Origin of the sequence: Bacillus sp. EB01, assembly GCF_000613125.1 — a bacterium.
Lineage (GTDB): Bacteria > Bacillota > Bacilli > Bacillales > Cytobacillaceae > Bacillus_D.
Map to the genome: position 1 here is coordinate 1553891 of NZ_HG964497.1, position 14066 is coordinate 1567956.

The 14066-nt window shown below is 36.7% G+C and carries 11 protein-coding genes; 1 reads left to right on the top strand and 10 read right to left on the bottom strand.

The features are described from left to right. Window positions 1-314: 314 nt before the first annotated feature. The 7 genes from TY16_RS06930 to TY16_RS06960 all read right to left on the bottom strand — a co-directional run bounded on the left by TY16_RS06930 (window position 315) and on the right by TY16_RS06960 (window position 8753). Complete coding sequence (locus TY16_RS06930) at window positions 315-1088, bottom strand: inositol monophosphatase family protein (protein ID WP_043931093.1); 774 nt, start codon at window positions 1086-1088, stop codon at window positions 315-317. Beyond that, window positions 1069-2253 (bottom strand): NUDIX hydrolase, encoded by a 1185-nt coding sequence (locus TY16_RS25125; RefSeq protein ID WP_052342629.1) that lies wholly within the window; start codon window positions 2251-2253, stop codon window positions 1069-1071. The genes TY16_RS06930 and TY16_RS25125 overlap by 20 nt, the downstream gene beginning before the upstream one ends. A gap of 118 nt (window positions 2254-2371) precedes the next feature. Next, window positions 2372-3661, bottom strand: coding sequence for a hypothetical protein (locus TY16_RS06940; RefSeq protein ID WP_043931094.1), 1290 nt, complete (start codon window positions 3659-3661; stop codon window positions 2372-2374). A gap of 605 nt (window positions 3662-4266) precedes the next feature. Continuing rightward, window positions 4267-5535, bottom strand: coding sequence for a hypothetical protein (locus TY16_RS06945; protein ID WP_043931096.1), 1269 nt, complete (start codon window positions 5533-5535; stop codon window positions 4267-4269). A gap of 54 nt (window positions 5536-5589) precedes the next feature. Further along, on the bottom strand, window positions 5590-6666 hold the full coding sequence (locus tag TY16_RS06950) for a PD-(D/E)XK nuclease family protein (RefSeq protein ID WP_043931097.1): 1077 nt from the start codon (window positions 6664-6666) through the stop codon (window positions 5590-5592). Window positions 6667-7014: 348 nt separating this feature from the next. Continuing rightward, window positions 7015-7791, bottom strand: coding sequence for an endonuclease (locus TY16_RS06955; protein WP_043931099.1), 777 nt, complete (start codon window positions 7789-7791; stop codon window positions 7015-7017). Further along, entirely contained in the window at window positions 7788-8753 is a 966-nt protein-coding gene (locus tag TY16_RS06960; protein WP_043931101.1) for a S8 family peptidase, read from the bottom strand. The genes TY16_RS06955 and TY16_RS06960 overlap by 4 nt, the downstream gene beginning before the upstream one ends. A 253-nt stretch (window positions 8754-9006) precedes the next feature. On the opposite strand from TY16_RS06960, the gene TY16_RS06965 reads away from it, so the two are divergent. After that, window positions 9007-9918, top strand: coding sequence for a hypothetical protein (locus TY16_RS06965; protein ID WP_043931102.1), 912 nt, complete (start codon window positions 9007-9009; stop codon window positions 9916-9918). Between the two features lie 53 nt (window positions 9919-9971). On the opposite strand, the gene TY16_RS06970 is transcribed toward TY16_RS06965, so the two are convergent. The 3 genes from TY16_RS06970 to TY16_RS06980 form a co-directional block, all read right to left on the bottom strand. After that, the gene (locus TY16_RS06970) at window positions 9972-10415 is read right to left on the bottom strand and encodes a hypothetical protein (protein WP_043931103.1); all 444 of its coding nucleotides are present in this window, start codon (window positions 10413-10415) and stop codon (window positions 9972-9974) included. 29 nt (window positions 10416-10444) lie between these two features. After that, on the bottom strand, window positions 10445-11338 hold the full coding sequence (locus TY16_RS06975) for a hypothetical protein (protein ID WP_043931105.1): 894 nt from the start codon (window positions 11336-11338) through the stop codon (window positions 10445-10447). An 825-nt stretch (window positions 11339-12163) separates the two neighbouring features. Next, complete coding sequence (locus tag TY16_RS06980) at window positions 12164-13963, bottom strand: LTA synthase family protein (protein WP_043931106.1); 1800 nt, start codon at window positions 13961-13963, stop codon at window positions 12164-12166. Window positions 13964-14066: the final 103 nt, after the last annotated feature.

Consider the following 14066-nt stretch of genomic DNA (forward strand, 5'->3'; position numbering starts at 1 on the left):
TTGTATATAGACAAACCAGCTGTTCAAAAAAGGGCAGCTGGTTTGTGTTCTTTTAAAAGAGAGGCTGACTGGAGTGAATTCACTTCGTAGGTTTAAATAAATAAAAAAGGCTATTTGATAATTGGTGTTGGTGGCAAATTCTGTTGTCGAATACAAACAACCGCAGCTATGACAAGTAGGGAAATAGAAACTCCTCCACATTGAATGGGAGGAGTTTTGTACTGATGGGGTATATTGCCGTTTATTTTCTCTCAACAAGTTTGTACAGGCTTAAACAGTAATGTATTTGGCCCTATTAGCGGTAAGAGTTCAAATCATCTCTCCAAAAAGCCTGCTATCGCCTTTATAATTTTCTTATTGCCTGCCAGGATGTTTTGTTCCATCCCAATGTTAAATACGTTACCAGACCAATCCGCCACTTGCCCCCTGGCCTCTTTAATGAGGAGGATACCAGCTGCTATGTCCCAAATTTTCAAATCTGGCTCAAAATAGGCATCGAGTCGTCCCGCCGCCACATAGGCAAGATCGATTGAAGCGGGTCCTTTTCTTTTCAAATCCTGACAATGAGGATAAATTTTTTGGGCACATTCGAGGACAAAAGCGCCCTTTTGCCTGTCGTATGGCAAGCCGAATCCAATGAGGCTGTTTTCAAGGGCAGCCTCCTCGGATACCTTAATTCTCCGTCCATTTAAGAAAGCGCCTCTTCCAAGCTGTGCAATAAACCATTCATCAATGACAGGATCTAGAATGATAGAAAACTGTGCGGTACCTTCCGAGAAATAAGCGAGTGAAATAGCGAAGTGCGGGTAGTGATGCAAATAATTTGTCGTACCATCCAATGGGTCAATAATCCAAGTATCCGAGAGGTCGAATTCATTCACTGGCATCTCCTCACTGATTATCTTTGAGTCTGGATACCTGGCAGAGATTGTCTTAGTAAGGAATTCATTTATAGTTAGATCCATTGAAGTTACATAGTTATATTTTTCTTTTTCTATCTTTTCGGGGGACCCGGTTGAATTTGCTTTAAGTATATTTTGGGCTTCTTTAATAATACTAATGGCAAAATCAAAGCGAGTTTGCAACATAAGGCATCTCCTTTTCTAGTTTAGAAGCTGCTCTGGTAAAACAACTAATCGTAAAACTATCATTTATTATTCCTTCTTCAATCATTTGATATAGCTCAGCAGAGGTTACAACTCCATATCCCGCAATCTTTTCTTCTTTCTGCAGCTTAATTTCTTCAAAGCTATCTACTTGGGCCATGAATAAGTGAATGGAGCTATTCGTAAGGCCTGAATCAGGGTAAACCTTTCCCAAACTTTGCAGCTTGACTGCAGAAAGGCCAGTCTCTTCAAGTAGTTCCCTTTTTGCTCCAACATACGGTAACTCATCTTTCTCCATGAAACCCCTTGGAAACTCAAGGACAGACTTTCCAATTTTTCTTCTATGTACATTAAGCAGCAAGATTTCACCATTAGGAGTATAAGGCAAAATGACAACTCCATGGTTTTTATTCAAAACAGTGACATCATGTTCTGATACTTCCACAGAAAAATACTTATTATCAAAAGCAGTAGGAGGCTCAACTTCTGTTATACCTCTGCCTATCTCCCTTTCCTGTGTAAAAAGGTTTATTACCCACGAAGGGCAATTATCAGGATTTACAGGTGTCTCAAATGTATCTTTTAATGTTTGCAAGGCCTTATAGTTCATATAAACAATATAGACAATTGCACAAATAACTGCAGCAGCAAGTAAAACGAGTTTATTGTAATTGTGTTTATTTAAAAGAAGACTTGCGTAGATAAAAAAGTTCGAAGCACTTAACAGGATGTAGATGTTGAATATTCGGGATTCCGTTTTCTTTATGTAATGGTGAAAATTCATTTTAACTTGATTCATTGTTTGATAATAGATTTTATTTACAAGTGGCTGCGAAATGTTCTTTTGCTTAAAGAACATAAGATTTTGTAAGGTAATGGCCGAATAATTATAGACACTGTGCCATTTCATGTAATTAACCAAGACGTATGCCAGCATAATTCCAATAAAAACAAATGGAATATAGAGAAACTCGATAAAATCTACTTTTGCCAATTTATCAATATTTGCAATGACCAATCCAATAATGGTGCCATAGAAGGCCAGCAGCTGATCCCGCTTTTTATCCTGCTCCCTCAAGTGTTCATTACATTGCTCATAAATCACTTCTAAACTAATATTTTCATCCAGGTATTTTAAATGATCCATTTTGGCCCCTCCCTACTTTACTATAATAGCATGTGTCTGTTCTCTATGAGAGACAATTTTTCTTGTTTTAAAGAAGGGTATGGGAGTAATAAAACCAAGTTGTTAACCATCAAAGCAATTAACTATTTCGTTCTAGCTGATACACAGCTTTAACATTGTCATTATCATCATACTCAACAGTTAGGTCAAAGTGATTACCAGAGTATGGACTTTGAGGAGTCTTAAACTGAGTAACTTTTTCTCCCACATCATCCATTTGAACCCGCACTTCTTTTTTATGAAAATCTAGTTGTTTTTCAATTTTCTCTCGTCTTTTATTAATTGCTTTTTCTACCCACAATTTAACATCTATGTCATCCCTTTTATCTGTCAAAGATTGAATAAATTCATTATAATGTCCCAGTAATTTATTATAATCCTCTTCTAAATCAGCCAATCTAGTTACATTCGCTTCAGAGCCATTATCTAAATCTGTTCTCATTTTCAAACAAATTGACATAACCTCAATATTACCGAAAGCAACGAAAAGCTTCTGCTGGAAATCAATAGACAGTTCTTCAATTTCGCTTATTATTTTATCTATTCCCCAAAATATTTTCTTTTCTTTTATACTATTCATTTGTTTTAAAATTTTTGGCAAGTCAAATAGTACTGCCTGAATATCTTGGTAACATTGCAAAGTTATATCTTCAATTTTTATGAAATAAATATTTTCCTTGTCTTTACCTATGTTATCTCCAATTTCAGGTAAAAGTGATTTTAGGTAACGGATATTCCCTTGAACCTTACCAAGCATTTCATAATGATAATTATTTAAAAGCTTGTCAATTTTCCTGTCAATTGTAATTAGTTGTTTATTTATTCTATCTAAATGTTCTTGAGCAGTAATTACTGTTAATGCCCCAAATGCTACATTTGCTAATTGCATAGGGTTAATTTTTTTAGATTCTTGAAGCCCCACCCATCCATGTTCTCGAATTCTATTTTTTTGATCGACAACAATAGACCTCAATTCACTCGGGGATCCTTTTTTCTTCATTATTTTATATTCACCTGATTTAATTTTTTCAAATACTTCGTCACTAAATTTAACAACGACTCTTTTTTCGCTTTTCACTATATCCTTTGCATTTGGGGATAATTTAACAATTCTATCGATATGCGTTCTTAAATTGTCGTTTAGTACCAAAGGTTTTTCTGATTTATATAATTCAATAGCATTGGGTGAATAACTACTTATCTCCCAGAATTTTTGTGTAGAGACAGCAGCTGCGTTTTCTGTACTAGTTAATTCCAGGTTGTCATCATGTCCTAAATAGGGTTTTTTCTTCTTAAAAAGAATCACAAATAATAATAGAAGAATTAAGGCGATAAAGAAAAGTGTAATAACTCCAAAGGATACTTCCAATCTTGAATTCCTCCTTAATTTAAACTCCATTTAAATTATACCCTTTACCTGTATTTAACAGATATACTTATTCTATTAATAAAAGTTGTAATTTGTTACCAGTAATCACTAGTGTTTAAGCTTTCAGCTCCTCGTGAAGGTACATGTTCAAAAAATAAAAGAGTGGCCCTCATCTGCTTTAGGCAAACTAGGATCACTCAAATAAAAATGCATTTCGATAAGCTAGTCTTTGTTCCGCCAGTTGCTCTATCTTTGCTTAGCCGCAACCCTAATCAATAGACTTTGCTAAGGAGCTATTATTCCACAAAGGGATAGCCACTGCCGTAGAACATCCATCTGTTAAACAAGAAAAACCGGGGAGTGGCAGCGCACCGGAACCTAAAAAATTTTATTATCTGAGCGCACAGGGACGGTTCTACTGGCACACTCGTTTCAACCGGAAGCGTCCCCCGTAGTTCCCCCGTTGTTCAACAAGGGTAAGAGCTTGGTAAAAGCGGTATTATGGTTCGGTCATCAATTAACAGTTGGACAAAACTTGCGAAAATCATGTCAAGGTAACAATTCCTTTGAAACATGAAAATTCAGGTAGTAATAGTGTCCTGAACTTATTCTTCCTCCAACAAAATTAAAAACAAATTGAAATGCCTTGTTGGATCTTCTTGATTTACAATATCAATGTACTTAATACCCTCGTGAATCACGGTTGGTTCATCTTTGGCTTGTTTATATTCTTCTGTTAACTCTTTAAATATTTGTTCGACATCTTGGTTTGTTGTAGCTTCACTGATTGATAATATTAAGGCTTTTTGAGCTAGTATATGTTGAGCACTGACAAGTAGCAATTCTTCATTTTTATCCAAGGAGATCTTTTCGGGCAATTCCTTCAGTAATCCAATTGACGAGATGGTACCATTAGGGTTAATCAATCCAGTTATCCCTAAATCTTGGTTAAAGTAATATGTAAAAGAATTATCATTCCATTCATACTCCTCTATGAGAGTTTGGGGAATTCTAGTTTCTTTCCCCACCGTTTTTTGTAAGGTTGGAGTGAGGTCCTGATAAACCTTTTTATAAATTTTATTAAAAATACCTGCAAACTCTTCCGGTTCTATGTTCATAAAAATAGTTTGATTACTTGAGCCACCCAAATTCTCCTTGGCACTTACTTCTGAAACCTCTTTATCGGATTCATCAGATTCCACAGCTGCATCCTCGTCCTCAAGTACATAATCTTCTTCCGAAGCGTACTCAGTTCTTTCTATTATTTTGCCATTTTGATTCACCAGGTTTTTACCGTTGAAAGAAAACTCTACCCCGGTGTCTAAAAGGACCTTACCATTTTCAACAGACATGATTTCTCCAATTAATGAATCTGCAACCAATATAATATCTTCACCGTTATAAGTATAAATATCAGAAGAGGAAGGCGTCCTATAACTATCACTGGTTACAAACTCATAATTACCATCTTTGTTCATGTCCATGGCATATACATGGGGTGAGCCACTTTCAGAAAGATGAGGTAAAACAACACTCTTATCTTCATCAATTATTTTTATGTAGAAATCTTGCGGAACAGTAGAATCCCCTTCCGGCTTTCCGCCCCAAATTTCAAGCGTCTCAACAAATTCATCTTTATCAAGATTGATATTTTCTTTAACTGTAAATCCAATATCATAGTCTCCCTGCCAATGATAGACACCTTCCTGAATAGTAATACTTTCTTCTACATCATCTTCTTCGGTTTCTACAGTCTCAGTTACGCTGATTGGTTCAGGATCTACCTTGTTACCTTCACCTTTATCCGTAACCTTCCCGTTTTCACTGCAGCCTTGTAAGAAAAGGGCAATTAAGATAAGCAAATACTTTTTCAAATGAATCCTCCTACCCTAATTAATTTTGTATATCTACCATGTTGGGTACTTCCTTTATCCCCTCACCACCCACTTGAGTTCCGGGTTTGCTTCCTTAAGCTCCTTCAGTTCTTCCAATTTCCCCACCAAATAATTTTGAATGCTCTCAATGTGGTCCTCTTCAGACAAGAACTCTACAATGCTTTTAGTTGTATATCCAAAGGCTGTTGCATTATTGTCTGAAGGTGCCTGGTATTTCCAATCTTCGTTGTTCTCACAAAAATGTTTAATAGCTTCGAGGGTTTCCTTTTTATGTTTGCAATTTGCCTGAACCTCTATAAAAACTGTCACTTCGGGATATTCTTCTCCATAATCAAAATCGAAGCCACAGCCAACAAATTTCCAGTCAGACTGGTCATTTATGATGACATATAGATTATTATTACGCAATTGCGTGGTCCGGTGAGACCATTGCTTCGGCTTTCCAAAAGCCTCTGTGAATTTCCCTGTTACCTTCCCATCCAATACTTCATCCAGCATCGTCTGCAGCCTTTGTGCATTTTGAATAGCATAGACATCAATTAACGAAAATTTCCGGCTCTTGTTCAAGTTTAATTCCTCCATATAAGTTAGTACTTGCTTGCAATACATATCCGTTCCAAACTGAGATAGCCATTTGTACACTTCATACCATCTCTTTTGGTAAAAACAATTTTCTAAATTGAGACCCATAATTGAAATGTCACTTTTTTGCTCGTAAAGTTTGGTTATATACATCAAATGTGGGAAATATCCTTGTTGTTTGTGCCACATCAATTGATCCGCATATCTTTGTAACTGTCCGCTTCCTTCTCGGCTGTCGACTTTGTTTTCCAGGAATAAAAGATGTTGTTGCTTCCCAACATTAAACGTAATCACCAAATCCGGTCGGCTATCCATGTCATGATGACCCAGTTTACTATACGTCTTCTGGGTGTACACCTCTACATTTGAAACACTAGGAAAATCCAGACCTGCCATTTCACAAAGGAATGAGAGCAATTTACCTTTCTCCTCTAAGATTGGACTGATAATTTCTGTTAAATAATCTTCTATCCTATGTCTCTCTGAGTTCCTTACTAAATCATATAATCTCGTAAAAAATGGTCTCATAATTACACTCTTTCCTGTTTTATTCTCTTTGGACTTGCTTCTTTCTCTATTAATCTCAACTTCAATAAAGAACCCTAAATCGATCCTTATCCCTCCCCTATAAAAGTGCTTTGTTTAATTATATTTAACCATATTTTTACATAAAATAGTATGAATTTAGGTAAGAATACCCACTTCTACTTATTATTTTTGAGGAGGAGCAATAGTAGGAAACTAAGTAAATTTTGAAAAGGTATTAGTTATGCTCCCATGCCAGAAAGTAATGATTGAAATTGTGGGTACGACAATTAGATCTTGAATGAAAAAAAGTGCTGGCCAATTGACCAGCACCCTGTAGCTCTTAAACTTTTAAATCAGCTTCTCCGCCCATTCAGGATAATCGATAAACGGGTTCCTATTGCCCTGAATCTCAAATATAGCCGCATTTCTGTGTTTTTCATACGTCGTCACTGGATACTGGTTATGCCATGTTAGTAATAGTGACAAATTAACTTTGTCATGGATGTCCACATGCTTATATCTAAGTATGAAATACAGCGTTGCTCTTGAAACGATGCCTCTTCCGTACTCTGGCTCAAACTTTTCCTCCTCTGCCATTCCGCAGCCTTCCCGTATTCGCTGTATGGAAGCTTCAGGCTCGTATGTGGCGAAATTATGATATGGAAAGTTGCTTCTCATTGAGTTGCACGAAGGCTCGCAGGCAAAAAGGTGATGAAGATCGCCGCGCATCGGCTCTTGTTCATCAAACCAGGATTGCGGGACGACATGCTCACAATTAAACAGTTGATTTCCAGACATAATACTGGGTTCACCCTTTTCCAGGCGTTCCAGCAGCATCATGTCATGGACAATCGTCTCCGAAACATCCATTCTTTTTCCAGAATAAAGGCTCTTGAGCTCGCCGTTTTCCTGCAAGTCTACCCATGGATACACATATCGATGGGGAGAGTACGATGGCCTGTTCGTATGTGTGCTTTCAATCAGGCGTTGGACACTGCTTTTTAAATCCGAAAAATCGATATCCTTATAAAACTGAATCTTGGCTTGTTGATCCGTGAATTCATCGTAATAAGGTTTGTCCGTTTTATTTTCCAACAACCTTCCAACCTCGGCAGCAAACATCATAATGCCTGCAAAACCGAAGCCTGGAATTCATTGCCAAAAATCCTCGATAGGTGTTCAGGTACGGTTAAATAAACCAGTCCGTTCCCTTCAAGCCGCTGGGAATTTCCGAGTGGGACTGTTCGTTTAATTAGCTGTGCAAAGAGCTCTGACTCCGAAAGCTTCCTGTCAAAGCTTCTAGTTGCCAGAACCTTGATCAGTGCCAATGCTCCTGACACATGGGGAGCAGCCATTGATGTTCCAGATAAGGCAGCATATCTACCATTAAGGTAGGTGGACATTATTTTTTCGCCGGGCGCCACCAGGTCAATTTCATTATTGGAATTTGAAAAATCCGAGGTACGCCTGTCCAGAGCGATGGAACCCACGCTGATGACTTCGTTATAACAGCCAGGATAGGCGAATTCATTCGTGTCGTCTTTTCCATCCCCTTCATTTCCAGCAGCGCAAACGACGAGTACATTGTTTCGCACGGCGTTCCTAATGGCTTCATGAAGCTCAGGCACATCGTTCGGACCCCCGAGGGACATCGAAATGATATCCACTTTCTGTTCCACAGCATAATTTATCCCATCTATAATCCACTTGTATTGCCCGGAGCCATTTTTGGCCAAAACCTTGATGATCAGAAGATTGGCTTCTGGGGCAGTACCAATGACTCCAAATTCATTTGCTCCAGCAGCAATTGTGCCCGCAACATGGGTGCCATGGCCATTGTAATCATTGAAAATGTCGGGATTTCCTCTATCATCGGAAGTGAAATTTCTGCCCCCGATAATCCGGTCCTTGAGGTCGGGATGTTCGATGTCACAGCCTGTATCGAGCACAGCAACTGTGATCCCTTCCCCCTTTGTTTCACCCCAGATTTTTGGAGCCTGAATTAGCTCTACACCTGCCGGAACTTCGTTTACTGTTTCTGTTGTTTCAACCACTTGGTACGGGATAACACGGACATATCGATCCATTTACTTCCCTCCCTTTAGGATTAACTATGGAGCCAAGACTTGGTGTTAACTCTATTATACTATTTTACTGAATATTCAAACAGTTCCTTTCGGCATATGTTCTTCGAAAAATATTGGGAAAAAATTTCTAGCTTGGGAACCCCACCACTTAAGTAGCCAAGATTAATATGAAACCTAGGGAATTGAGCCCTTGCCCCACTAATAGAATTCATTTATATTTTTTGTATATTCTGAATATATAACGGGGTGGACAATGAATAATATTGATTTTAGCGATGTGCATAAATTTTTGGTTTCCGTTGGGTTAGGAACGATCGTTTTTGCATTTCTACTGCCATGGTTATTTTTAAAAGAAGAATTCAATCTTTACCTTGAAAAAGATACAGTGGCCAAGTATACGGATGATTCTCAAAAGGTCATTCATCTAAAAAACTCAATATTAATAGACTTATTTTCCAACCTACATTGGATTACTATTTTATTTCTGGCAATTGGACTTTTTTTGATAGGTGTAGGAATTTTCCATTGGTGGAGAAAACAGAAGGAATTCGACAAAGGGCAAGTTCTGGACAATATGAATAAAGAACTGACAAACAAGAAGTTAAAAAAGGAATTAGAGGATACGACACCTAGTGAGAAAGCTTCAGCTGTATTAAATGAAATTAATGCTGACCTCTTTGGCACTGCAAGTGCTGCGACAAGTGATAGCATAGTGCCTGAAAATCCAATTTCTCAGAAAACCTCTGTAACTTCGACTGAAAGTGTTGAAATCGTAAAGGCCTATAACCGAATTGAACATATCACTGTTGGGAAAATAACCGAGAAATATTCCAATAAATATGAGGTAGTGCTGGATAAGAAAATCCTAAACTTAAATTTGAATATTTTATTACTAGGTAGAACAAATGATTTTTCTGATCGAATTATTGAAATTAAATACAGGTCGCAAAGTCCACTTACTTTGACTGAAGCTACTGAATTGATTGATGCATTGGAGCAGGTTTACAAACTTGCTACCGGCAGAATAGCGATTCCCCTTATTGTTCTGGTTACCTCCGCTAAAATTAAGATTCATTCAGAACAGATACTGAACCCCTTAATCTCACAAAATAAATTAGTACTTTTAATTGAAGATGAGTTAATAGACTGGGATCCTATTTTATAGAACAAACAGGACGGTTCTATCAAAAAAGAACCGTCCCCACTTTGCCTTTATGCCTAATCCATATACCAATCTGCTTTAGAGTACGCACTAGGCTGATAATATCTCTTTCTCATCATCAAAATAATATCCCATTTCCGGTGGATGAAATAACTGATAATCAAGACCAGAAAAGCTGAACCTTGATATACACGCTGACCATATGTTTCTCGTATTTTTTCTCCCAAAAATATATCCAGTGGAAGAAACAATAAAAAAGTCAGGACCATTAAGTGCATTCCGAGCACAAAGTACACCCCATACCCCGAAATGTGGTATTTAGCGATCCATTTGAATAAAAACAAATAAGAAACCACCAGTATAACCAACATGACAAAAGAGCCTATCCACGTTTCCCCATTTTTCAGCTCCTCGAAAATAACTCCAAATAAAATAACCAATACAAACGATAAACTTGCTAACAAGCAATACTGAATAAATTTCACTATAGAAATAGGCATCCACTTCCCCCTCTCTCCAAATTAGGTTATTAGTAGGCCTGATTCAGTACATACACCCACTTCAATTTTTCACCAGTCCGTGAGAAATAGCCTCTTTTTACAAGTGTCTCTACGTATATTCCCACATCAACCTGTGCTTTTAGTTTCCCTGTCACGTACCTCTCACCACCAATTAACTCCATCTTAAGCAGCCATTCACAGAGACCCTCGAGGTTAGACGCACCATAAAGGTTGAAATAGTAAAATACAGCCTTTTGTATTAAGATGTCGAGCGGGGAATCCACCTCCGGAACATGAAGGGAACTCAATTCTTGTTCAAGGTTCTTCCTTTCTAGTCCCCTCTCTTCTTCAGCCTGTTTCTTCTTAAATTCACGGATGATATCTCGTGCTTTTTCTTCCTGCCTATTTGTCAATGGAAGGGCAAGGGAAAGCTGTTTTTGCATTTCTTTCGGGAGGAGCTCGGTATACGCCAAATCAAAAGACGGTTTCCACCCATTTTGCCATTTGCTCAAGACCTCGTCCATTTCCAAGTCAACTTCCTGCAGTCCTTTAACTACATCTTTTGCAATATGGGGAGGAAAGCCGGTATGTTGTTCGAAATGGGTAATACCAAACCTCAGTATCTTCCGGGTCTTGTTGTTTTGGACAATATACTGATAGCGAAGGCTCTTCCCACACTCGCATTTTAGTTCGTCTGTTACCATTCCCCCATCGATATAATCGACAAGTTCCCATTGTGTCATTTCATCGAGGATGGCCTGTTCAGATAAATCGTTTCCTTTATTCGCCTTCAAGCGGGCTATGAAGTTCGCATAATACGTCCTCTTGCCCCTTTTAAGGGAATCCTGTAGGAACTCCCGCTGTTCATCGTTCAGTTCACCCATCAAGCGATCCCGGTCACTTTTGTTCAGATATACAATCATCCTGAGTCCTCCCCGAATAATTTCTCCTTCTATTATATCAATCACGTTGCTATCTCTAAGCTATTATTGGGCAAATAAATCCTGAGATAAAAAATATGGACAAGGTAAATGACTGAACAATTGGGGGTAGTATCAGGTTGGTTAATAAGGCATTATACCAATCCCATTTAAAGAATTACAAAAAGCCATGGGATACGTCCCCGTGAATTATTGTCCTAGAGGAACAGGAGATTTGGGAGATAACATTATAGGAGAGGATGAAGGCGGTTCTAATTGTTCTTTTAATAGAACAATTTTCTGGTTTATCGGTCTAATAAATTTATCGGTCTAATTAGAAATTTATCGGTCCAGGAAAAATTTTATCAGTCAAACCACAGCCTCTGCCGCTACTACACAATTAGAAAGCACCGGCAAATGTATGGCATCCAGCCTTCCTATGACAATGCAGACAAACTGTTCAATGAAATCATTGAAACTTATGGACTGCAACCCCAATACCGTGGGTCCGTGGATGACTGCATTCTATTTTTTCTTAAGAATATGTACTATTTTATAAAAAAGACGGCAACGTTGCATTTTGACAACAGAGAGAGCCGTCTTTTCTATCTCCAATATGGACTTGGGTGTTTAATGCGCAATATCCTATCTCATTAAAGGTAAGGGCTGTTGACGCTAACTTTTAAATTAAAAATAACAAGGTCAATAAGAGATAATTTTGATAAAATCATTTGTCTAGCAATCTCTTCAATGTATGAGTTAACTGTCCTTGTTCAAAATATTGCTGAAATCTCTCATATGTTTTATATTTGCTCCCAACTATATTATTTACCGGTTTAAGGTATTAAAGTAATCCCCCTGTATGATTAAATTTGATATTTCCAATATTTTTTCTTCTTCTTCATTTAAATCAAAATCTATATTATTTTTGGTGATCAGATAAGAAGGGCTTTTTGAATAATCTCCTTTTGATATAATCGCCTTTCCTTCATCTTGGTTTAACAAATCCTTCCCAATAGTATATTTTATATCCTCAGGGTTAACCCCCATGATATTGGCCAGTGTTGGAAAGATATCTATTTGGCCTCCTATTGTTGAATAAGTCTTTCCTTCTAGTTGAGGATTATAGATTATCATAGGAATTGGAACATACTTTCTAATCCACTCTTCCGAGCCAATATGTCTTTTTTCCATTTTCTCAATTAGGTTTTTATCATTTTCGAATATTCCATTATGATCTCCATATAGTACGATAATTGATTCATCTAGTAATCCTGTTTTTCCTAACTTGCTTATAAATTGCCCTAAAGCTTTATCTGTATATCTGACACTCTGAAGATAATTAGCCAAAATAGTGTTTTGTATATTCTTTGGTAACTTTAACTCTTGTTCTTCCATCGGTATTTCAAAGGGCACATGATTCGTGAGGGTTATGTAAAAAGCATAAAAAGGTTTTTTTTGTTTGCTAATCATCTCAATGGATTGATCAAACATAGATATATCGCTTAAACCCATACCAATTTCATCATCTATTTTAAAGTCTGAGATAGATTTATATTCGTCAAACCCTAAATTAGGCAGCATTCTATCTCTATTCCAATAAGTAGCCTCATCTGCATGCAAAGCGAGTGTTGAATATCCACTTTTCTTTAATGCCGCAGCTAAAGAAATATATTTATTATTTGGATATCTAAAGTTAACAGCCCCCTTTGAAACAGGGAATAAAGAGGTTTGGGATAAAAACTCAGCATCAGCACTATTTCCTTCAATAGTTTGAGGGTAAAAGTTAGGGAAATATAGTGAATGATTCAGCATAGTGTTTAAAAATGGCGTTACTTCTTGATCTGCGATTTTCTTATTAATAACAAAGTTTTGCAATGACTCAACTTGAATTAAAATTAAATTTTTATTTTTTCCTATTTCATTTGTATTTACATAACTTTGATTTCCATTTTTATTAAACCATTCATTAATCACCTTTATTTCTTTTTCATCGAGGGTTTCCCTGTCATTCATATAAGAATATATATCTAATACATGATGCCCTACGATACTATACCTTTCAATATTATCCATCCCGGTAAACTGTCTAAAAGGATTCTCATTTTTTATATAATATTTAAAAGCAGGATTTAAAAAAATAAATAATAACCCCAAGATCATATAACCGAAGAAGATTTTTTTTCTAAATAGAATGTGACTTTTAAACTTTTTTCGGATAACCCAGAGGATGAAAATGTCGAGAAAAAACAAGACATAAAACCACTTTAAAATTGATACTATACTCTCGCCTAACCCATTTAAATTTCCTAATTGAGACAAAGAATATATAGTTAAAGGAGAATTATAGTAACTTAAATACAGTGTATTCACAAATAATAATAGAGAGATAAAGAAATTAATGGCTAGTAAATGATAAAAATGATTATATTTAAAAATGAATGAAAACGAACTGAATAATATGAAAAAACCAATATAAGTAAACGTTCCTTCTGTGGAGAGTGGCAGTCCATTTAATATAGTAAAAAGTAGTAATTTGATTAATAAAAAAAATAAAGTTATTACATTTAAATTTCTAAAATATTTTAATAATGTTTTGAGCATATAATTGTTTTTAGTTTCTCCCATTTTACCTCTTCCTATTATTAAAGCTTTTCTGGCATTCCTTATTGTCTCTTTTATCCTACTGGAAAGCTTGTCCATTTGCCTAGGTTATTGTCCCATATCTTCT

Excerpts from the sequence above, each read along its gene's own strand:
- TY16_RS06930 (WP_043931093.1), bottom strand. The coding sequence starts at position 1,088 with ATGTTGCAAACTCGCTTTGATTTTGCCATTAGTATTATTAAAGAAGCC.
- TY16_RS25125 (WP_052342629.1), bottom strand. The coding sequence starts at position 2,253 with ATGGATCATTTAAAATACCTGGATGAAAATATTAGTTTAGAAGTGATT.
- TY16_RS06950 (WP_043931097.1), bottom strand. The coding sequence starts at position 6,666 with ATGAGACCATTTTTTACGAGATTATATGATTTAGTAAGGAACTCAGAG.
- TY16_RS06955 (WP_043931099.1), bottom strand. The coding sequence starts at position 7,791 with ATGATGTTTGCTGCCGAGGTTGGAAGGTTGTTGGAAAATAAAACGGAC.
- TY16_RS06960 (WP_043931101.1), bottom strand. The coding sequence starts at position 8,753 with ATGGATCGATATGTCCGTGTTATCCCGTACCAAGTGGTTGAAACAACA.
- TY16_RS06965 (WP_043931102.1), top strand. The coding sequence starts at position 9,007 with ATGAATAATATTGATTTTAGCGATGTGCATAAATTTTTGGTTTCCGTT.
- TY16_RS06970 (WP_043931103.1), bottom strand. The coding sequence starts at position 10,415 with ATGCCTATTTCTATAGTGAAATTTATTCAGTATTGCTTGTTAGCAAGT.
- TY16_RS06975 (WP_043931105.1), bottom strand. The coding sequence starts at position 11,338 with ATGATTGTATATCTGAACAAAAGTGACCGGGATCGCTTGATGGGTGAA.
- TY16_RS06980 (WP_043931106.1), bottom strand. The coding sequence starts at position 13,963 with ATGGGAGAAACTAAAAACAATTATATGCTCAAAACATTATTAAAATAT.